Source organism: Komagataeibacter xylinus, from assembly GCF_004302915.1.
In the GTDB taxonomy this organism is placed as follows: Bacteria; Pseudomonadota; Alphaproteobacteria; order Acetobacterales; family Acetobacteraceae; genus Komagataeibacter; species Komagataeibacter xylinus_C.
In genome coordinates this window covers 67,233-86,600 of record NZ_QQBI01000001.1, presented here as the reverse complement: position 1 = coordinate 86,600, position 19,368 = coordinate 67,233, and the positions used below count along the sequence as shown (strand labels likewise).

17 protein-coding genes are annotated in these 19,368 nt (G+C 65.3%); 11 read left to right on the top strand and 6 right to left on the bottom strand.

Annotated features, from left to right (window positions below):
- Position 1 precedes the first annotated feature (1 nt).
- Genes cyoB through cyoD form a run of 3 tightly spaced genes read left to right on the top strand, consistent with a single transcriptional unit; the run spans position 2 to position 2,930 of the window.
- The gene (gene cyoB / locus DV027_RS00415; protein WP_110566544.1) at positions 2-1,996 is read left to right on the top strand and encodes a cytochrome o ubiquinol oxidase subunit I; all 1,995 of its coding nucleotides are present in this window, start codon (positions 2-4) and stop codon (positions 1,994-1,996) included.
- The gene (cyoC, locus tag DV027_RS00410; protein WP_061272539.1) at positions 1,996-2,601 is read left to right on the top strand and encodes a cytochrome o ubiquinol oxidase subunit III; all 606 of its coding nucleotides are present in this window, start codon (positions 1,996-1,998) and stop codon (positions 2,599-2,601) included. The genes cyoB and cyoC overlap by 1 nt, the downstream gene beginning before the upstream one ends.
- Complete coding sequence (gene cyoD, locus DV027_RS00405) at positions 2,601-2,930, top strand: cytochrome o ubiquinol oxidase subunit IV (RefSeq protein WP_130730024.1); 330 nt, start codon at positions 2,601-2,603, stop codon at positions 2,928-2,930. Before cyoC ends, cyoD begins: the two co-directional genes overlap by 1 nt.
- A 122-nt stretch (positions 2,931-3,052) precedes the next feature.
- Here cyoD and fdxA read toward each other — a convergent pair whose 3' ends face one another.
- The 3 genes from fdxA to DV027_RS00390 form a co-directional block, all read right to left on the bottom strand.
- Positions 3,053-3,385: a ferredoxin FdxA gene (gene fdxA, locus DV027_RS00400; RefSeq protein ID WP_078526760.1), complete on the bottom strand. Its 333-nt coding sequence runs from the start codon at positions 3,383-3,385 to the stop codon at positions 3,053-3,055.
- A 189-nt stretch (positions 3,386-3,574) separates the two neighbouring features.
- Positions 3,575-3,871, bottom strand: a complete 297-nt coding sequence (locus DV027_RS00395; protein WP_130730023.1) for an RNA-binding S4 domain-containing protein — start codon at positions 3,869-3,871, stop codon at positions 3,575-3,577.
- Positions 3,872-3,875: 4 nt separating this feature from the next.
- On the bottom strand, positions 3,876-6,485 hold the full coding sequence (locus DV027_RS00390; RefSeq protein ID WP_130730022.1) for a helicase-related protein: 2,610 nt from the start codon (positions 6,483-6,485) through the stop codon (positions 3,876-3,878).
- A gap of 147 nt (positions 6,486-6,632) precedes the next feature.
- Here DV027_RS00390 and DV027_RS00385 point away from each other — a divergent pair, with 147 nt between their 5' ends.
- The 3 genes from DV027_RS00385 (at position 6,633) to DV027_RS00375 (ending at position 9,170) form a co-directional block, all read left to right on the top strand.
- Positions 6,633-8,081 (top strand): leucyl aminopeptidase family protein, encoded by a 1,449-nt coding sequence (locus tag DV027_RS00385; protein ID WP_408884435.1) that lies wholly within the window; start codon positions 6,633-6,635, stop codon positions 8,079-8,081.
- A gap of 148 nt (positions 8,082-8,229) precedes the next feature.
- Positions 8,230-8,661 (top strand): MarR family transcriptional regulator, encoded by a 432-nt coding sequence (locus tag DV027_RS00380; RefSeq protein WP_130730021.1) that lies wholly within the window; start codon positions 8,230-8,232, stop codon positions 8,659-8,661.
- A gap of 50 nt (positions 8,662-8,711) precedes the next feature.
- Positions 8,712-9,170, top strand: coding sequence for a hypothetical protein (locus tag DV027_RS00375; RefSeq protein WP_207303382.1), 459 nt, complete (start codon positions 8,712-8,714; stop codon positions 9,168-9,170).
- A 63-nt stretch (positions 9,171-9,233) separates the two neighbouring features.
- Here DV027_RS00375 and DV027_RS00370 read toward each other — a convergent pair whose 3' ends face one another.
- Positions 9,234-10,274, bottom strand: coding sequence for a glycosyltransferase family 4 protein (locus DV027_RS00370; RefSeq protein WP_130730019.1), 1,041 nt, complete (start codon positions 10,272-10,274; stop codon positions 9,234-9,236).
- 67 nt (positions 10,275-10,341) lie between these two features.
- Here DV027_RS00370 and DV027_RS00365 point away from each other — a divergent pair, with 67 nt between their 5' ends.
- The 4 genes from DV027_RS00365 to DV027_RS00350 are packed head-to-tail and all read left to right on the top strand — an operon-like array spanning position 10,342 to position 14,524.
- Complete coding sequence (locus DV027_RS00365; RefSeq protein ID WP_207303381.1) at positions 10,342-12,309, top strand: polysaccharide biosynthesis protein; 1,968 nt, start codon at positions 10,342-10,344, stop codon at positions 12,307-12,309.
- Entirely contained in the window at positions 12,306-13,442 is a 1,137-nt protein-coding gene (locus DV027_RS00360) for a DegT/DnrJ/EryC1/StrS family aminotransferase (protein WP_130730018.1), read from the top strand. Before DV027_RS00365 ends, DV027_RS00360 begins: the two co-directional genes overlap by 4 nt.
- Positions 13,443-13,457: 15 nt before the next feature.
- Positions 13,458-13,943 carry a hypothetical protein gene (locus DV027_RS00355; protein ID WP_130730017.1) on the top strand — a complete coding sequence of 162 codons (486 nt, stop codon included), beginning with the start codon at positions 13,458-13,460 and terminating at the stop codon, positions 13,941-13,943.
- On the top strand, positions 13,940-14,524 hold the full coding sequence (locus DV027_RS00350) for an HAD family hydrolase (RefSeq protein ID WP_130730016.1): 585 nt from the start codon (positions 13,940-13,942) through the stop codon (positions 14,522-14,524). The genes DV027_RS00355 and DV027_RS00350 overlap by 4 nt, the downstream gene beginning before the upstream one ends.
- Before the next feature lie 126 nt (positions 14,525-14,650).
- Here DV027_RS00350 and DV027_RS00345 read toward each other — a convergent pair whose 3' ends face one another.
- Positions 14,651-15,775, bottom strand: a complete 1,125-nt coding sequence (locus DV027_RS00345; protein WP_130730015.1) for an AI-2E family transporter — start codon at positions 15,773-15,775, stop codon at positions 14,651-14,653.
- A 212-nt stretch (positions 15,776-15,987) separates the two neighbouring features.
- On the opposite strand from DV027_RS00345, the gene DV027_RS00340 reads away from it, so the two are divergent.
- Positions 15,988-17,184 (top strand): MFS transporter, encoded by a 1,197-nt coding sequence (locus DV027_RS00340; RefSeq protein WP_242621669.1) that lies wholly within the window; start codon positions 15,988-15,990, stop codon positions 17,182-17,184.
- Between the two features lie 201 nt (positions 17,185-17,385).
- Here the strand turns inward: DV027_RS00340 and DV027_RS00335 are convergent, their stop codons facing one another.
- A complete protein-coding gene (locus DV027_RS00335; RefSeq protein WP_130730014.1) occupies positions 17,386-19,272 on the bottom strand; it encodes an ABC-F family ATP-binding cassette domain-containing protein in 1,887 nt (628 codons plus the stop codon).
- Positions 19,273-19,368 lie beyond the last annotated feature (96 nt).

Below are 19,368 nucleotides of genomic sequence, written 5' to 3'. Positions count from 1 at the left end.
GATGTTTGGCAAATTAACTTTGTCGGCCATCCCTTATGATGTGCCGATCCTTGTTGGGACGTTCATCGGTGCCGCTATCGCGGGTCTCGCCGTTGTCGGTCTCATCACCTATTACGGTAAATGGGGCTACCTTTGGCGTGAATGGCTGACCTCGGTCGACCACAAGCGCATTGGTGTCATGTATATCGTTGTGGCCCTCGTGGCGCTGTTCCGTGGTTTTGCGGACGCGATCATGATGCGCTCCCAGCTCGCGCTGGCCTATGCCGGCAACCCCGGCTACCTGCCGCCGCACCACTATGACCAGATCTTCTCCGCTCACGGCACGATCATGATCTTCTTCATGGCCATGGCGTTCATGCAGGGTCTGATGAACATCGTGGTGCCGCTGCAGATCGGTGCGCGTGACGTGGCCTTCCCGTTCGTGAACACGCTGAGCTTCTGGATGACGACCATCAGCTTCCTGCTGGTCAACGTCTCGCTGTTCATCGGTGAGTTCTCGCAGTGCGGCTGGCTGGCTTACCCGCCCCTGTCCGAGCAGCAGTTCAGCCCCGGCGTCGGTGTTGACTACTATATCTGGGCGGTTCAGCTGTCCGGTGTGGGCACGCTGCTGACGGGTGTGAACTTCTTCGCGACCATCGTGAAGATGCGTGCGCCGGGCATGACCTACATGCGTATGCCGGTGTTCACCTGGACCATCTTCTGCACCACCGTGCTGATCATGGTTGCCTTCCCGATCCTGACCGTGGCCATGGGCCTGCTGGGTCTGGACCGTTACCTGGGCATGCACTTCTTCACCAACGACGGCGGCGGCAACCAGATGCTCTATCTGAGCGTGATCTGGGGCTGGGGCCATCCGGAAGTGTACATCCTGGTCCTGCCTGCCTTCGGTGCCTTCTCCGAAATCACGCAGACCTTCTCCCGCAAGCCGCTGTTCGGCTACAAGACCATGGTCTACGCGACCGCCTCCATCATGGTCCTGTCGCTGGTGGTTTGGGTTCACCACTTCTTCACCATGGGTGCTGGCCCGAACGTGAACGCGTTCTTCGGCATCATGACGATGATCATCGCCGTTCCGACTGGCGTGAAAATCTTCAACTGGCTGTTCACCATGTATAAGGGCCGCATCGAGTTCCATGCGACCATGTACTGGGTGATCGGCTTCATGATCACCTTCTCCATCGGTGGCATGACCGGCGTGATGCTCGCCATCCCGGCTTCCGACTTCGTGCTGCATAACTCGCTGTTCGTTATCGCCCACTTCCATAACGTGATTATCGGTGGTGTGTATTTCGGCTACGTGGCGGCCATGAACTTCTGGTTCCCCAAGTCCTTCGGCTTCAAGCTGAACGAAGCATGGGGCAAGCGGGCGTTCTGGTGCTGGTTCATTGGCTTCTATGTGGCGTTCATGCCGCTGTATGTCGTTGGTTTCGAGGGCATGACCCGTCGTATGAACCACTACGACAACCCGGAATGGCACCCCTGGCTGCTGATTGCTGAAGCCGGTGCCGTGCTGATCGCATGCGGTATCGTGTGCCAGCTGACCCAGCTCTATGTCTCGATCCGCGACCGTAACCTGGCCGAGAACCGTGACCTGACGGGCGATCCGTGGAACGCTCGTACGCTGGAATGGTCCACCTCTTCGCCGCCGCCGTTCTATAACTTCGCCATCCTGCCGGAAGTGCACGAGCTCGACGCTTTTGCCCACGACAAGGAAGCGGGTATCGACACGCGTCGCGCGGGTGGTGACTATCAGCCCATCCACATGCCCAAGAACACGGCATGCGGTTTCCTTATCGGTGCCTTCAGCTTCGTGCTTGGCTTCGGTGCTATCTGGTACATCTGGTGGCTGGCGGCTGTTGGTCTGATCGGTGTCATCGCTACGGTGATCGCACGTTCGGCTGACAATGACGTCGATTACTATGTGCCGGTGTCCGAGGTGGCTCGTATCGAGCAGGAGCACACCCATAACCTTATGGCAGCACAGGCAGCGGAATAATGGCGCAAAACATGACTGCTGATGCAGCCCATGCCCATGATGAACACCACGAATCTCCCGTGGTGTTCGGGTTCTGGCTGTATCTGATGACGGACTGCATCATCTTCGGTACGCTGTTCGCAGTGTTCGCGGTGTTGCGTGACCAGTTTGCCGGCGGTCCGACCGGCCACGAAGTGTTCGAACTTTCGGGTGTTGGCATTGAAACGGCTATCCTGCTGTTCAGCTCCATCACCTACGGTTTTGGCATGATCGCCGCCCACGAGAACAAGGTCAGCACCATGCGGACCTGGCTCGGGGTGACCTTCCTGCTGGGGCTGGGCTTCCTGTTCATGGAAATCCGCGAGTTCTCGCACATGATTGCCGAAGGCAACGGCCCGGATCGCAGCGCGTTCCTGTCCGCCTTCTTCACGCTGGTTGGCACGCATGGTCTGCATGTCACCTGCGGCCTGCTGTGGATGGCGGTCCTGCTGTTCCAGACGGCTGGCAAGACTGAGCTGAACGAGCGCATGATCGGCAAGCTGACCTGCCTCAGCCTGTTCTGGCACTTCCTGGACATTGTCTGGATCTGTGTCTTCACCTTTGTCTATCTGATGGGTGTGCTCTGATGGCTGATCATATTTCATCCTCGGGAGAGGGCCATGGTAGCGTAGGATCTTACCTTACCGGGTTCGTACTTGCCGTTATCCTGACGGTAGCAGCCTTCGGTCTGGTGATGTCGCATGCGATGTCACCGTCCGCTACCGGCGGGGCGATTGCCCTGCTGGCGGTGGTCCAGATCGTGGTTCACCTGATCTACTTCCTGCACATGAACGGTTCGTCCGAGCAGCGCTGGAACGTCATGGCGTTTACATTCACGGTGCTGTCGGTTCTGGTCCTTGTGGCCGGCACGATGTTCATCATGCATGACACGGCCATCAACATGATGTCGCGCTGATACGCGGCTTCATGCTGGGCTTTGGGGGTGGGCAACCACCCCCGGGCCAGACGGCATAAAAAAAGACCGGCACGGGAAACCGTGCCGGTCTTTTTTATTGGGCCCTGTCGGGAAAGGCGGGGTCAGCCCTTCTGCGGCTCGGGGGAAAGCATGTCCTTCTTGCCCGGCTTGTCTTTCCATTCCTCGGCATCGGCCGGGGCGTCGATCTTGCGGGTGATGTTGGGCCAGATGGCGGCGTATTTCGCGTTAAGCTCGGCCCAGGGGGTGGCGCGGTCGTCGCTATCGGGGAAGATGGCCTCAGCCGGGCATTCCGGTTCGCATACGCCGCAGTCGATGCACTCATCCGGATTGATTACGAGAAAGTTCTCACCCGCGTAGAAGCAGTCAACCGGACAGACTTCGACACAATCTGTGAATTTGCAGCGAATGCAGTTTTCGGTGACCACATAGGTCATCGCCTATCTCCGATCGTTATTTGTGTGGCCTGTGGCAGTAGGCCCAGCCATGAAAAGGGACGAGGCGCCACAGGGGGCATGACCTCATCGGGAATGGCGGAAGATATGAGAGTGTTTTCCGGTCGTGGCAAGCCCAAGACGGCGGCTAATGCATAATCGGTGCCTGTATTGTCCCGCTCGCCACAATATTCAGGCAGTTTCTGGAACAATTTCATACAGAAGTTGTGCAAGTGGCGCCGCCTGGCGCCGTTCGGCCTGCCCTGTCACGCGAATGACGATCACGGCCCTGCGATCGGGGGCGGGCAGGGTCAGCACGTCGCCCGTGCGCACGAGCGCATGCGCCTTGGTCACGCGCTGGCGGTTGATGCGCACATGCCCGCTGGTGGCGATCTGGGCACAGGCGCTGCGGCTGCGCCCGAAGCGGGCGTGGAACAGCCACACATCCACGCGCTGGGCCTGGGGCTGGGGGGTGGGTGCCTGTTTCATGCGTTCAGGGCCGGTCCAGAAGGGTTGCAAGGGCGGCGAAGGGGCTGTCCGGGCGCATGGGGCGCCGGGAGGCAGCGCGCCTGCTGGCCTGGCGGTTCTGTGCCGGGCGGGGTTTTTCGTGCCGGGCATTTTCGCCCTCCGCATGGAAGCGGATCATGATCGGGGCCGGTGGCCCGTAGCGGTCGGCGGGCATGGGGCGGGGGTGGTACACGCGCATGTTCAGCCCCTTCAGCACGGCGGGCAGCATTTCATGGCGCACGCCCAGCCGTGAGGCCAGTTGCGGTGGCAGCGGCACGGGCGCGCGACGGGTCAGGCGGGCGAGTTCGCGAATGAATTTTTCCGCAATATCGAGCCGCAGGCGCACAGGCCCCGCGGCGAGCCAGCCCATGCAGTCCATGAAGGCCGGGGGCAGGGCATCGGGCGGCAGGGTGATGCGGCTCATGGCGGGCAGGGTGGGGCAGGGCATGTTCAGGCTGATGGCTACAAGCCAGCCGCGCAACTGCAGCGCGCGCTCCTTCAGGATTGCGGGCATGAACAGGGTATAATGGCCCACGCGCACCCCCAGCCTGCGCAGGCGGCCCAGCATCTCGGGGGGCAGGCGCTCGCCCTTGTGCAGCGGGGCGATGCCTGCGCCTTCCAGCAGGCGGTGAACGATGCCGCGCAGTTCCGGCGTGGTGGCAACGGCGGCCTGCACGGCAAAGAGCGGGGCAAGGTGTTCGCGCACGACCTGCCCGAGCCAGGTCTGGAGCCGGTTGCGGATTCGCTCGCGCTGGGCGTTGTCGAGCAGCGGATTGTCGAGCACCAGCGGGCGGGGGGAGAGCACATCGGCACCTGGCAGCAGGCGGGCGAGGTTCATGCCCTGCCACATGATATGCGTGCCATCGGCCGAGAAGGTGAACTGCTGGTCGTCATCCTGCACCAGCAGCGCCACGCGGCGGGGAATCTCGCTGCGCACGGCGCGGCGGGCGGCGCGCATGAGCAGGCGGCCATCCTCGGCATCGGTATGCTCGCCCGCAATCAGGTCAAGCCCCGCAATCCGGCCAACCTCATGGCCCTCCACCACCACATTGCCCTGCGCGGTCACGGCGGAGAGCAGGTTGTCATGCCCGCCTTCATCAAGCCGACGGATCAGCGTGGTGGCGCGGCGGTCGACGAAGCGGGCAGTCAACTGCTCGTGCAGCACGTCGGATAGCCGGTCCTCCGCCTCACGCGTGCGGGCCTGCCAGTGTTCGGCATTGGCGATCCAGCCGGGGCGGGCGGCAATGTAGCTGCACACGCGAATCCCCGCCAGGCGCTGCATCAGCGTGTCGATGGTGCCATCGGTCTGGAAGAAATGGGTGATCTGGTTTTCCATCCATGTGGCGGGGATGCGGCCATCGCTGATCAGGTGGGTGAAGATGCGCCCGCACAGGCGGATGTGGCTGTCATCGCCCAGCTTGCGGAAATCGGGGATCTGGCAGCTTTCCCACAACAGCCGGGTTGCGGCACGGGAATGCACCAGCGGGCGGATGTCGGGGCTGGCCGAGAGTGCTGAAAGGGCCAGCACGTCGCTCGCTTCATGCCCCGCAATCAGTTCAGGCCGGGGCGAGGCCTGGTTGAGGCTGCCAAGCAGGCTGGCGGGCGATGAGAAATCAAGCGCGCTGTTGCGCCATGACAGGCGGGTGAGCGGGTCGAAACGGTGCTGCTCCACGGCCTCGGCCAGTTCCTCATGCAGGGGCGGGCAGGTGCCGGTGGTGCCGAACGTGCCATCGCGCAGGCCGCGTCCGGCGCGCCCGGCCACCTGCGCGATCTCGCCTGCCGTGAGCGGGCGGATGCGCGAGCCGTCGAATTTCGACAGGCTGGCAAAGGCCACATGGTTCACATCCATGTTCAGCCCCATGCCGATGGCGTCGGTCGCGACGAGGTAATCGACTTCCTTTTCCTGGTACAGCGCCACCTGCGCATTGCGCGTGCGCGGCGAGAGCTGGCCCATCACGATGGCGCAGCCGCCGCGCCGGCGGCGCAGCAGTTCGGCAATGGCGTAAACCTCGCCCGCCGAGAACGCGACGATGGCCGAGCGTGGCGGCAGGCGCGTCAGCTTGCACGCGCCCGCATGGGTCAGTTGCGAAAGGCGGGGCCGGTGCTCGATCTCGATGCCCGGCACAAGGCGGCGGATCAGGTTGCGGATGGTGTCGGCGCCGAGGAACATCGTCTCCGCCGTGCCGCGCGCATGCAGCAGCCGATCGGTAAAGATGTGGCCCCGGTCCGGGTCGGCGCAGAGCTGGATTTCATCCACCGCCACGAATTCCACCCGCCGGTCGAGTGGCATGGCCTCCACCGTGCATGAAAACCAGCGTGCCTTCGGGGGGATGATCTTTTCCTCCCCCGTTATCAGCGCCACGGCCTGCGCGCCCTTGCGGGCGACCATGCGGTCGTAGTTCTCACGAGCCAGCAGGCGAAGTGGGAAACCGATCACCCCGCTGGAATGCGAGAGCAGCCGCTCGATGGCGAGATGCGTCTTTCCGGTATTGGTCGGGCCGAGCACAGCCCGGACCACCTGGTCGGAATGGGGGCCGGAGCGATGCCCGGCCGCTGCGCGATGGGGGCCACGAAGCCCCGAGGGTACACCCGTCATGGCGGTATGCTCCGGCCAAGTGGACGGAAATGCAAGCAAAACCACATGCGTGTGCCCAGGACCGCGCCACAGGGTGTTGCGTTGGCGCGATGGCGGACGCACCCTTGCGGGCAACAGAAGATGACACAGCCGAGGAATGCCATGAACATGCCGCAACAACCCGACTGCCTGGTCGCCCGGAACGACGTGGGCCATGAACCCGTAGGCGTGGTGCACGCCATCCGCCCCTCGGGCCTGGGGGGGCTTGAGGCGCTGGTGGGCGAGAAGGCGGCGCGTTTTGCGCTCCAGGCCGGTTTTGTGGCCCGTTACGGGCAGGTGCAGGGCCTGCCCGATGCGGATGGCAACATCGCCACCGCCGTGCTGGGCGTGCCGGAGGCGGCGGATGGGGCCGACCCGTTCGTGTTCGGCGTGCTGCCCGACTCGCTGCCAAGCGGCCTGTGGCGCATCAGCGCGCCGCAGGATATTGCTGCAGCCGACATGGCCCTTGGCTTCTGCCTTGGTGCCTATCGCATGCCCGCCTTCGGGCGCGACAGCGGCCCCAAGCCACCACGGGCACGGCTGGTGGTTGATGCGGCAGGGCTGGCGGCAGGGCCGGTGGCGCAGTGCATCAACCTGGCGCGCTCGCTCATCAACACGCCCCCCAACCTGATGGGCCCCGATGATTTGGCGCGCGCGGCACAGGTGGCGCTCGAGCCGCTTGGCGCGGAGGTGTCGGTCATTCGCGGCGCGCGGCTGGAGCAGGATTTCCCCACCGTGTTCCACGTGGGCATGGGCTCGGAGCGCGCGCCCTGCGTGGTGGTGGCGCGCTGGAGCGGCAGCACCGCGCCCGAGGATGCGCCGCTTGTATCGCTGGTGGGCAAGGGTGTGTGTTTTGATACCGGCGGCTACGACCTCAAGCCGCCCTCATCCATGCTGCGGATGAAAAAGGACATGGGGGGCGCTGCCATCATGCTGGCGCTGGCGCGGCTGGTGGTGCTGCGCGACCTGCCGGTGCGGCTGGAACTGCGGCTGGGCTGTGTGGAGAACAGCGTGTCAGGCCGCGCCATGCGCCCATCCGACGTGGTGCGCACGCGCGCGGGGCTGACGGTGGAGATTGGCAATACCGATGCCGAGGGCAGGCTGGTGCTGTGCGACCTGCTGCATGCCGCGTGCGAGCACGATCCCGCCCTGCTGGTCGATGCCGCAACCCTGACCGGGGCCGCCCGCGTGGCACTTGGCCCCGACATGCCCGCGCTGTTCAGCAACAGCGATGAGGCCGCCCTTGCGCTGGAGGGGGCGGGGTGGGCCTGCGGCGACCCGCTGTGGCGCCTGCCGCTATGGCCGGGCTACCGCAAATGGCTGCGCAGTCCGGTGGCAGACCTGAACAATATTTCATCCAAACCGATGGCAGGGGCGATTACGGCGGCGCTTTTCTTAGAGAATTTTGTCAAAACTGATGTGCGCTGGGTTCATATCGATACCTATGGATGGAACGATTCCGACCGCCCCGGCCGCCCGGAAGGCGGAGAAAGTCTTGGTTTAAGAGCAGCTTACGCAGGGATATTAAAAATATTTAATCTTGACGAAACGAACGCGACATTAAAGAAACAATTATGAAATCGAACTAATTTGCCAGGTGCGACTTATATATGCCGTAAATGCCAATTATATAGGCACCACCAAAAGAGACCATCTCGTGCCGGTCCGATTCCACGGCGTACAGGCCCGTTGGCCGGCACGGCATCATGACAGAGGATTTTAACCGATGGCCAAGTCATCACAGCCCAATCAGGCTCATGCGGACCGGATGACGCACTCCCTGCGCGATACCGTTGTTGCAATGGTTCGCCGCGACGGGCCTGACCTTTCAGCGCGCCAGCTGGCCGTGTTCCTGACCTGCTACCTCAGCGACAGCGCCCATACCGTGCGTGGCCTCGCCGCCGAGCTGAACGTGTCCAAGCCCGCGATCACCCGCGCGCTCGACCGGCTCGAGGACCTGCGCCTCGCCCGCCGCACGGCCGACCCGATGGACCGCCGCTCGGTGCTGATCACGCACACCCCGCAGGGCAACGGCTTCCTGCGCGACCTGCGCACAATCGTGAACGAAACATCCGCCGCAGCCCAAGAAAAGGTTGCCGCCCCCGTGCGCAAGGCGCCCCGTGCGCGCCGCACCGAGGAACTTCGCCGCGCGAGCTGAGTTAGCAGCAGGTTCTCTTCGTGCGTTCCGGGACGGAAGGTTTCCACTCCATGCATATCTCTCGACGTCTGCTTGCCCTCGCCATCGCCGTGGCGCCCCTTGCCAGCCTGCCATGCGCGGCCATGGCCGAGGAATCCTCGCTCGGCACGCCCTCGGGCACCGTCACCATGAAGTTCAAGTCGCTCGATATCGGCGTGGGGCATACATGGGGCACGGGCAAGCTGGTGTATGGGCACCATACCTACCGCTTCAAGATCGAGGGCGGGTCGCTCGCGGCCGTGGGCTATGCCAACATCAAGGGCAGCGGCACGGTCTATAACCTGCATTCGGTCAAGGATTTCGAGGGCAGTTACGCCGCCGTCAACGGTGATGTGACAGCAGGCACCGGCATTGGCGCGGTCCTGCTCAACAACCCCGCAGGCGTGCGCATCCGGCTCGATACCTCCAGTTCCGGCGGTCGCCTTGCCGCAGCCGCCCAGGGCATGAAGATTACCTTTACCCACAAGTAAGGTCCGTTATCTGTCACGATCGGCAGGGGGGATGGTCGCAGGGCCATTCCCCCTGTTTCGTTTCTACCACCGCACGCCCGGCGCGTGGCGTACGCGCCCGATCACCGCCACGCCCCATGCCAGTTGCAGCGCCAGCAGCCCGCCCGCCGCGGCTGGCAGGCCGATCAGGCCGCCTGCCAGCGCGCATGCCGCCCCCGCGCCGCATAGCGTGGCCCCCCAGGCCAGCAGCGTAACCGCGAGGGGCGTCATGCCGCCGCGATGCGCCATCTGGTAGAAATGCTCCCGGTGCGCCTGCAGCAGCGGGCGGCGCAGCACGGCGCGGCGCAGGAGCGTTACCCCCACATCGGCCAGCAGGCCCGACAGCATGAGCGGCATGAGCGCCCAGCCATGCGCCAGCGGCGGCAGGTCGGCCATGTGCAGCCCCAGCGCGCCCAGCACCAGCCCGCAGCACTGACTGCCCACATCGCCCATGAACAGCCGCGCCCGGGGAAAATTGAAGGGCAGGAAACCGGCAATGCCAACAGCCATGACCAGCGCCGTGCCCCATGTCTCCACCCCTGCATGAACATGCAGGCACAGCAGGGCGGTGGCCATGCAGGCCAGCAGGGTGCAGCCCGCGGCCAGCCCGTCCAGCCCGTCCATGAAGTTGATGGCGTTGCACAGCACGACCAGCCACAGCCCGCGCGCCAGCAACGCGCCCCATGTCGCACCATCATGCGGCAGCACGCCCAGGCTGCCCCAGGCCACCAGCAGGGCCGCCAGCACCTGCGCGCCCAGCTTCCACAGCGCGGGCATGGGGTGCATGTCATCGCGCCATGAAAACAGGCCCAGCCAGGCGGTGGCGGCCAGCAGGGTCTTGTCGGCAAGGGTGGGGGCATGGTGCCAGAGCATCTGCGCCAGCGGCACGCCGGTCACGAACACGGCCAGAATGGCAAGCCCGCCGCCCTTGGGCACGGGCCGGGCGTGGGCGCTGCGCCCGGTGGGGTAGTCCAGTATGCGCAGCCCGATGACCCGGCGCGACAGGAGGGCGGCCATGACCGCGCCTGCGCCAAGTAGCAGCACGAAAAGCAGGCCCGCGCCATGATCGGCATGCACGAAGGTCATGAAAGCGGGGTCCGGGGCATGATCTCTCCTTCCTGCTCCCCCGCTGGCTCGGCTATAGGGAGGGGTAATGGCAACGCTATCCTCCAGCGCTCACTCCCTGGCCGAGTGCCTGCGCATGACACGGACCATCGCGCTGAACTGCATGCTTGATACGGTCCTGGGGGGGCTGGCGGCAAGCCTCGCGGGCTGGGCGTGCGGTTATCCGGCCCCAATGTCTGGCGGCGCGTGGCCCGGGGGCGTGCAGGTGCTGGGCATGGCGGGGCTTGGCGTGGCGGGGTGGCCGTTCCGCATCTTCCAGCAGCACTGGCGCTTTGCCGGGCGGTCCGATTTCTGGCGGCTGGGCGGGGCCTGCGCGCTGGCGGGCGGGCTGGTGCTGGGGGCTGTGGCCCTGCTGGGGGCACCCGCCCCGGCATTTGGCATGGTTTACGCCATGGCGGCATTCGTGCTGCTGGCGGGCGTGCGGGGCGCATACCAGTACTGGCGGCAGGGCCTGCGCGGGCCTGGCGGCCAGCAGCGCGTGATCGTGCTGGGCGATGGGGAAGATGCCAGCCGCTTCCTGGCGCTGGTGCCGCATATGGGCCGCCGGGTTGCGGGGCTGGTGCTTGAAGGCCGCCAGCGCCGCCCCGGGCGCAGGCCGGGCGGCCTGCCGGTGCTGGGGCAGGTGGGCGACCTGCGGGCCATTCTGTCGGCATTGGGGGCGGATGAGGACTGGATGGTGGTGGTGGCCGACCCGCACTGCCGTGGCAGGCGGCTTGCCACCGTTCTGCGCATGGCGCATGAAAGCGGCACCCCGGTGCGCTGCATGCCCGACCTGTCCGCCCTGACAGGCACCGCGCGCGCGCCACTGCACCCCGTCAGGCTGGCTGACCTGCTGCCCCGCCAGCCCGTGGCGCCTGATGAACAGGGGCTGGCGAGCATGCTACGCGGGCGGCGGGTGCTGGTAACGGGGGCAGGGGGCTCGATCGGGGCGGAACTGGTGCGCCAGATCGCCCGCCATGGCCCCGCGGAACTGATCCTGCTCGATATGGGCGAGTTCCCGCTATGGCAGGTGGATATCGACCTTGAAGCGACGGCGCCCGCGCTCAGGCGCCACCTGGTGCTGGCCGACATACGCGATTCCGCGCGCATCGAGCGCGTCTTTGCCCGCTATCGCCCCGAGCTGGTGTTTCACGCAGCCGCGCTCAAGCAGGTGCCCATGGTGGAGGCCAACCCGTGCGAGGGACTGCTGACCAACGTGACCGGCACCCGCATCGTAGCCGATGCGGCCAGCCGCCACGGGGTGAGGGCCATGGTGCTCATCTCGACCGACAAGGCGGTCAATCCCGCCAGTGTCATGGGTGTTTCAAAGCGCATTGCGGAGATGTACTGCCAGGCCCTTGATGCCCGCGCCCGGCGCGTGGGCGGGCCTGATGCCATGCGCTGCGTGACCGTGCGCTTTGGCAATGTGATGGGTTCGACCGGCTCGGTCATTCCGCTGTTCCAGCACCAGCTTGAGCGCGGTGGCCCGCTTACGGTGACCGACCCGCGCATGCGGCGCTATTTCATGACCGTGTCGGAGGCCGTGGGGCTGGTGCTGCAGGCCAGCGCCTGCGGCACCGGCGCGCAGGAAGATGAACTTGCCGCCGCCCTGCTGCGCCGGGGCGGGGTGTTCGTGCTCGACATGGGCACGCCGGTGCGCATCATGGAACTGGCGCGGCAGATGATCGTGCTGGCGGGGCTGCGGCCGGGGCATGACGTGCAGATCCGCTTTACCGGGCTGCGACCGGGCGAAAAGCTGGCCGAGGACCTGTTTCACAGCCAGGAAATCCTGCAACCCACCGGCTGTCCCGGTTTGCGGATGGCAACGCCGCGTACGGTGGACCTTGCGCAGGTCGTCAATATCATGGATGCACTGACAGTGGCATGTCGTCAGGGTGACAGCGCGCGGGCGCTGGAACTGGCAGGCCAGCTCGTACCCGAATTTGTCCATAACCCGCACGGCATGGTTACACAGGTTCCGGCGGGGCAGGCCGATGTGGAAAGGAATGCATCATGAACGCTCCGGCGCAGGCGCCCATAGGTTTTCTTGACCTGCCCAGACAGCAGGCCGCCATTGCCGATGCACTGCGCGAGCGTGTCGATGCGGTGATGCGGCACTGCCGCTTCGTCATGGGCCCCGAAGTGGCCGAGCTTGAATCCCGGCTGGCCAGCTATGTGGGGGCAGGGGAATGCGTGGGCGTATCATCGGGCACGGACGCCATCCAGGTGGTGCTGATGGCCGAAGGAATCGGTGAAGGCGATGCCGTGTTCCTGCCCGCCTTCACCTACACCGCCACGGCGGAGGTGCCGCTGGTGCTTGGCGCCACCCCGGTCTTTGTGGATGTGGACCCCCATACTTTCCAGATCGACCCTGAAAACCTGCGCCAGCGCATTGCCGACGTGCGCAGGGCCGGTCGCCTGCGCCCGCGCGCGCTGATCGGGGTGGACCTGTTTGGCCAGCCCGCGCCGTGGCCCGAACTGCGCGCCATCGCGGCGGCGGAGGACCTGTTCCTCATGGCGGACTGCGCGCAGGCCTATGGCGCGAGCCTGTCGGGCCGCAGGCTGGGACGCGAGGGGGTGGCGACCACGCTGTCCTTCTTCCCCTCCAAGCCGCTGGGCGCGTATGGCGATGCGGGTGCGATCCTGACCGATGACCCCGAACGCGCCGAGCTCTACCGCTCGCTGCGCACCCATGGCGAGGGCAAGACCCGCTACGAGGTGCTGCGCACGGGCATGAATGCGCGGCTGGACACGCTGCAGGCCGCCATCATCCTGGCCAAGATGGACCGTTTCGATGCCGAGCTTGCCCGCAGGCGCGCCATTGCCAGCGCGTATGACAAGGGCATTGCGGGCCATCTGGTGCCGCCCGCCCGCGTGGCAGATGGTGAGTCCTCCTGGGCGATCTATTCCGTGCTGACCACAGGCGAGGCCGATCGCGCCGCCATGCAGGAGAAGCTCAAGGCCCGTGGCGTGGCCTCGGCCATCTATTACCCCCGGCCGCTGCACCGCCAGCCGGCCTATGAGGCCTGCCATGATGGCGCATCGCTGCCGGTGGCCGAAGATCTTTCGCGCCGGATCATGGCGCTTCCGCTACATCCGGAACTGTCGGACAATGACGTGGCCCGGGTTATCGCGGCTGTGTGTGCATAAGGAGACCATACGCCAATGAGACGCGAAACCGCCCTGCTGATCGGGTTCCTGTTCATCACCATCGGCACGGCAGCAGGGTTGTGGTACATGGCCATGCCCAATTTCCGGCCGCTGAGCTTCCCCACCATGCAGTCGGGCACCATTGCGGTCGGCCCGATGCGGCGCGAGCGCACGCTCACGGCGGCACAGGTCAAGACGCTCAATGACTGGCTGCAGTCGCACACCAAGGGCTGGGGGCCGCTGGGCCAGACCCCGCCTTCAAGCGGTGATGCGGTGATGGAAATGCAGGTGGCGCCCGATGGCAAGCAGCCCAGCGGCCCCGCCGTGCCCTACCGCATCACGCTGTGGACCGGCATCAGCGCCGCTGACTGGAACAACACCGTGTTCGTGGAGGAACGCCCCGGCGCCGTGATCCGCTTCCATCACTACAAGGACAAGGATTTCGACGCGCTGCGCGATCTGGTCAACCAGTATGACTATGCCCGGTCGGCTTTCCCATGAGCCTTGTCCGCGCGGGCACGCAGGGCCTGATCTTTGATTGCGACGGCACGCTGGTCGACAGCCTGCCGCTGTACCGTGAAGGCTGGCTTGCGGCCCTTGAGGATGCGATCGGCCAGGGCGTGCCGCCGGAGTGGTTTCATGGCCATGGCGGCATGTCCGAGCATATGGTGCTCGATATTGTCGAGCAGCGCCTTGGCCGGGTGGTGAACCGCGAGGATATCATCTCGAACGCACGCGCCAGCATGCTCCGCAAGCTGCATGTGCTGCGCGAGATCACGGTCGTGACCGATATCGCCCGCGCCTATCATGGCCGCCTGCCCATGGCGGTGGCCTCGAACGGATCGCGGCAGGTTGTCTCGGCCTGCCTGAGCCATCTCGGGCTTGAGAAGCTGTTCGATGTCATCATCACCGTTGATGACGTAAACCACCCCAAGCCCGCGCCGGATATGTTCCTGCTTGCGGCGCGGCACCTCACGGTGGAGCCTGCCACCTGCCTCGTGTTCGAGGACAGTCGCGAGGGCATGCAGGCCGCCACCCGCGCGGGCATGGCGCATGTGGACGTGAATACCCTGCAGGCCTGATGGCCGCAGGGCGATAATACCTCGCTGATAAAGACAAAAGTTCATGGGTGCCGCCTTTTTTCAAAAAGGCGGCGTTCTTTGAAGCTTTTTCAAAAGCTTCATCAGGAACTTCTGGCCTGTAGGTGGCTATACCCGCTCGTCGTCATCCAGTTTTGGCGTGGCCTTGTCCATGGTGGCGAGCAGGGCGGCGGTGAGGGGGGATGCCAGGATCAGCCCCGGAATGCCGAGGATGGTGCCAAAGATCGTCTGTGACAGGATGGTCAGCCCCGGTGGCATCTTGACCGCGTGGCGCTGGATGAGCGGCGCCATAACATTGCCTTCAAAGAACTGGATGGCGGCGTAAAGTCCCAGCACCATCACCCCCTCGCGCGTGCCCTGCGACAGCCCGATGAGGACCGCGGGTATGGCACCCACGAAGGCCCCAATATAGGGAATGAAATTGGCCATGCCCGCCACCACGCCCAAGGCCAGGGCCAGCGGCACGCCAATGCACCACAGCCCGATGAAGGACAGCAGCCCAACCACGGTCATGTCCAGCGCCTGCCCTGCAGTCCACGCCCACAGCGTGCGGCCCGCGGTCAGCAGCAGCTTGCGCGATGTCTTGCGGTAGGGGTGGGGGATCAGCCGCAGCATGCCGTTGACATAGATTTCGGGCGAGATGGCGAAATACAGCCCCGCGATCAGGATCACGGCCAGCGTGCCCGCCGCGCCAAAGGCCGAGGAGACAAAGCCCGTCATCGACCCCGCGATGGAGCCGAACCCGGCATTGCCTGAAGTCTGTTCATTGCCGCCAAGGGTGGTGGGCAGGTTATCAAGGATCATCCGCCCGGTGGAGGAATGGCCCATGCTGTCACGCAGGTTGTGGGCCTGCTCGCTCAGGGCGGTGCGCAGCTTGACCGCCTGCTCCGATATTTCGGGGCCGCTGCTCCAGATCAGGCCGGTCAGGGCCCCGATCAGCACCACCACCACGGTGGAGAGCGCCAGCCAGTAAGGCATGCGCGTGCGCCGTTCAACAAGCGCGGCAAGGTTATGCAGGATCACGGCCACCAGGGTCGCGGCAAAGATGACCATCAGCACATCGCCCACGACCCAGATCAGCATGACCACGATGGTCACGATCAGCGTCAGCCGCAGCAGGGCATAGATGCGTGCGAGCTGGATGGCGCGGGGATCGGTTATGTCATCCTTGTGATGGGCAGGCCTGGAATCGGGTTCGTTGGAAGAGGGAGCCGTGGGGGGGGAGGCTGTCATCTATGGGTCCGTATGCTGGGCATGGAATGTGTGAAAACGGGAATGGCGTGCCCGTGGCGTGAACCCGGATAACGCAGGGTGGGGCGGCCGGATTGCCGGAGGGTGAAATTAGGCCACGGATGGTCTGGTAAAGTGATATGGCCCTGATGGGTTAATGCTGCATTGATGTGCAAGCGGTAAGCCAATCTTCGCCATCGGGAAAGGGCGGATATGTGAGTGAAGCAGACATGGCCCCCTTTCCGGCGGGTCGGGTATGGGCGGCCTGGGGCGCGCTGGCGGTCGCCACCTTTGCCATCGGCACGGGTGAGTTCGCGCTCATGGCGTTGCTGCCGGGCGTGGCGCGCTCGCTTGGCGTGGGCGTGCCGGTAGCGGGGCATGTCATCAGCGCCTATGCGCTGGGCGTGGTGGTGGGCGCGCCGCTTGTAACCCTGTTGGCCGCCCGCATGCCCCGGCGCAGGCTGCTGCTGGTGTTGCAGGCGGTGTTCGTGGCGGGCAATGCCGGGTGCGCCCTGGCCCCCGGTTACGGCACGCTGGTTACCTTGCGTTTTCTGACCGGGGTGCCGCATGGCGCCTTTTACGCCGTGGCGGCGCTGGTGGCGGCGGCCATGGTGCCACCCGCACGCCGGGGGCGGGCCGTGGCGGGCGTGTTTTCGGGCCTTACCATCGCGCATGTGGTGGGCGTGCCGCTGGTAACGTGGGTGGGTGAAGCACTGGGCTGGCGCGCGGTTTACGGGCTGGTCACGCTCATGGGCCTCATCGCCTTCGGGCTGATGGCGCGCAGCTTGCCGCAGGTGCCGGTTGACCCCGCCCATGCGCCTTCCGTGCGGCGCGAGCTTGGCGCGCTCGGGAGCCCGCAGGTCTGGCTGACGCTGGCTACGGGCGCGGTCGGGTTTGGGGGCATGTTCTGTGTCGGCACCTATCTTTCCACCGTGCTGCTGGGGGTTACCGGGGTATCCGCCGATGTGCTGCCGGTAGCCCAGATGCTGTGGGGGCTGGGCATGGTGGCGGGCAACATGGCGGGCGCGCGGCTGGTTGATGTGAGCCCGGTGCTGGCCATCATCGTAACCCTGGTGGCGAGCACGCTCATGTCATGCCTGTTTGCGCTGTGCGCGGGGAATGTCTGGCTGATCCTGCCGGTCATTGGCCTGACCGGCTGCATCATCGCCCTGCTGCCCGCACTCCAGACCCGGCTGATGGACGTGGCAGCCGAGGCGCAGGGTCTGGCGGCAACCCTCAACCACTGCGCCGTCAACATCGCCAACGCCTTCGGGGCATGGCTGGGTGGGGCGGTGATTGCGGCGGGTTATGGCGCGCAGTCCGTGGGGTGGGCCGGGGCCTGCCTCTCGGCGGCGGGGCTGGGGATCTTCCTGATCGGGCTGGCCGGTTCCGGGAAAGCTGGCGGCAAATGATAAAAGTTTCTGGTGAAGCTTTTTTCAAAAAGCTTCGTTTAACGCCCCCTTTTTGAAAAAAAGAGGATACCCAAAAACTTTTATTACTTCAGTCGTTTCTAGAGCAATTCCACTGAACTCTGGCTCAGTGGAATTGCTCTAACTCATTGTTTATCGAGCATCTCCAGCAGTTCGAATGTGTCCATTCAAACTGGATCTGCTCTAGTCCGCATTCGCGGCTTCAAGCTCGGTTTCGGCTTCCAGCCAGTCTTCCTCCGCCCGGTCATGTTCGCGTGCAATGGCGGCAAGGCGGGTGTTGAGTGCCGTGACTTCCTCGGGCTTGCCGGTTTCATACAGTTTCGGGTCGGCCAGGCGGGCTTCGAGCTTTGCGCGTTCGGCCACCAGTTTCGCCATAAGCTGCTCGGCATCGCGGATGCGCTTGCGCAGGGGGGCTGTGGCCTTGCGGGCCTCGGCGCGTTCGCGGCGGTCATCGCGCTTGGGGGCGGCGGCGGGGCGGTCGGGGTTGCTGGCGGCTACCGCGCGGGCGCGTTCGGTCAGCCACACGCGGTATTCCGCCATGTCGCCCTCAAACGGGCGCACCGTGCCATCGCCCACCAGCCACAGTCGGTCGGCCACGAGTTCAACCAGATGCGGGTCATGGCTGATCAGCAGTACCGCGCCCTCGAATTCCGCTAGCGCCCGGATCAGCGCATCGCGGGCATCAAGGTCAAGGTGGTTGGTCGGTTCATCCAGAATCAGCAGGTGCGGGGCATCGCGCGTGGCCAGGGCCAGCAGCAGGCGGGCCTTCTCGCCGCCTGACAGGTCGCGCGTGGGTGTCTCGGCCCGCTCCGCATCCAGCCCGAAGCGGGCAAGCTGCGCGCGCACGGCAGGTGGCGTGGCCTCGGGCAGGGCACGGGCCATGTGCTCGACCGGCGTTTCATCGGGCCGCAGTTCCTCGGCCTGATGCTGGGCAAAATAGCCCACCTTGAGTTTGGGGCTGTGCTGGATCGTGCCCGACTGGGGCGCCAGCCTGCCCGCCACTAGCTTGGCGAAGGTGGATTTGCCGTTGCCGTTCGCGCCAAGCAGGGCGATGCGGTCCTCCATGTCGATGCGCAGCGACAGGTTGGACAGGATGGTGTGATCGCCATACCCCGCACTTACGCGCTCCATGGTCAGCATGGGCGGGGGCAGGGGGGATGGCTCGGGGAAGGAGAAGTGGCTGGGCGTATCCTCTACCACGCTATCGATCTGGGGCAGTTTTTCCAGCGCCTTGATGCGGGCCTGCGCCTGCTTGGCCTTGGTTGCCTTGGCGCGGAAACGGTCAACAAAGGACTGCATGTGCGCGCGCTTGGCGTTGATGCGCTCGGCCATGCGGGCCTGTTGCAGCGCCTGCTCTGTGCGGATGCGCACGAACTCCTCATACCCGCCGGGCGTGAGCGTGAGCTTGCCGCGATCAAGATGGGCGATGGCATCCACCGCGCGGTCAAGCAGGCCCCGGTCGTGGCTGACAATCAGCGCAGCGCCGCCAAAGCGGGCCAGCCAGTTCTCGAGCCAGATCGTGGCCTCGAGGTCGAGGTGGTTGGTCGGCTCATCGAGCAGAAGCAGGTCGGGGTTGAGGAACAGCGCCGTGGCGAGTGCCACGCGCATGCGCCACCCGCCCGAAAAGTCGGATACCGGGCGCGCCTGGGCGCTGGCGTCAAAGCCGAGGCCGGACAGGATGGCGGCGGCGCGGGCGGGCGCGCTGTGGGCATCGATGGCCAGCAGGCGCTCGTGGATATCGGCAATGCGGGCGGGGTCGGTGCAGGTTTCGGATTCGGCCAGCAGGCCCGTGCGCTCGGTATCGCCCGCCAGCACGGTATCGAGCAGGGAGCCATAGCCGGTGGGGGCTTCCTGCTTGATGCGGGCCATGCGCGCGCGGGCGGAAAGGTTGATGGTGCCGCCATCGGGCGCGATATCGCCTGCAATGGCAGCAAGCAGCGTGGACTTGCCCGCCCCGTTGCGGCCCACGAGGCCGATCTTGCGGCCGGGGTCGATGCTCAGGCTCGCGCCATCGAGCAGGGTGCGCCCTGCAATGCGCAGGGTCAGGTCAGATATGACGAGTAGGCTCACGGGCGGAAAACTCCGGCAATAAAGGGGGCATGGCTGGTTTCGTGCGGGTTTGTACCTACCAGTCTGCGGCGATATGCTCTAGATGGCGGTTGTAAG

Excerpts from the sequence above, each read along its gene's own strand:
- cyoB (WP_110566544.1), top strand. The coding sequence starts at position 2 with ATGTTTGGCAAATTAACTTTGTCGGCCATCCCTTATGATGTGCCGATC.
- cyoC (WP_061272539.1), top strand. The coding sequence starts at position 1,996 with ATGGCGCAAAACATGACTGCTGATGCAGCCCATGCCCATGATGAACAC.
- cyoD (WP_130730024.1), top strand. The coding sequence starts at position 2,601 with ATGGCTGATCATATTTCATCCTCGGGAGAGGGCCATGGTAGCGTAGGA.
- fdxA (WP_078526760.1), bottom strand. The coding sequence starts at position 3,385 with ATGACCTATGTGGTCACCGAAAACTGCATTCGCTGCAAATTCACAGAT.
- DV027_RS00395 (WP_130730023.1), bottom strand. The coding sequence starts at position 3,871 with ATGAAACAGGCACCCACCCCCCAGCCCCAGGCCCAGCGCGTGGATGTG.
- DV027_RS00390 (WP_130730022.1), bottom strand. The coding sequence starts at position 6,485 with ATGACGGGTGTACCCTCGGGGCTTCGTGGCCCCCATCGCGCAGCGGCC.
- DV027_RS00385 (WP_408884435.1), top strand. The coding sequence starts at position 6,633 with ATGCCGCAACAACCCGACTGCCTGGTCGCCCGGAACGACGTGGGCCAT.
- DV027_RS00380 (WP_130730021.1), top strand. The coding sequence starts at position 8,230 with ATGGCCAAGTCATCACAGCCCAATCAGGCTCATGCGGACCGGATGACG.
- DV027_RS00375 (WP_207303382.1), top strand. The coding sequence starts at position 8,712 with ATGCATATCTCTCGACGTCTGCTTGCCCTCGCCATCGCCGTGGCGCCC.
- DV027_RS00370 (WP_130730019.1), bottom strand. The coding sequence starts at position 10,274 with ATGACCTTCGTGCATGCCGATCATGGCGCGGGCCTGCTTTTCGTGCTG.
- DV027_RS00365 (WP_207303381.1), top strand. The coding sequence starts at position 10,342 with ATGGCAACGCTATCCTCCAGCGCTCACTCCCTGGCCGAGTGCCTGCGC.
- DV027_RS00360 (WP_130730018.1), top strand. The coding sequence starts at position 12,306 with ATGAACGCTCCGGCGCAGGCGCCCATAGGTTTTCTTGACCTGCCCAGA.
- DV027_RS00355 (WP_130730017.1), top strand. The coding sequence starts at position 13,458 with ATGAGACGCGAAACCGCCCTGCTGATCGGGTTCCTGTTCATCACCATC.
- DV027_RS00350 (WP_130730016.1), top strand. The coding sequence starts at position 13,940 with ATGAGCCTTGTCCGCGCGGGCACGCAGGGCCTGATCTTTGATTGCGAC.
- DV027_RS00345 (WP_130730015.1), bottom strand. The coding sequence starts at position 15,775 with ATGACAGCCTCCCCCCCCACGGCTCCCTCTTCCAACGAACCCGATTCC.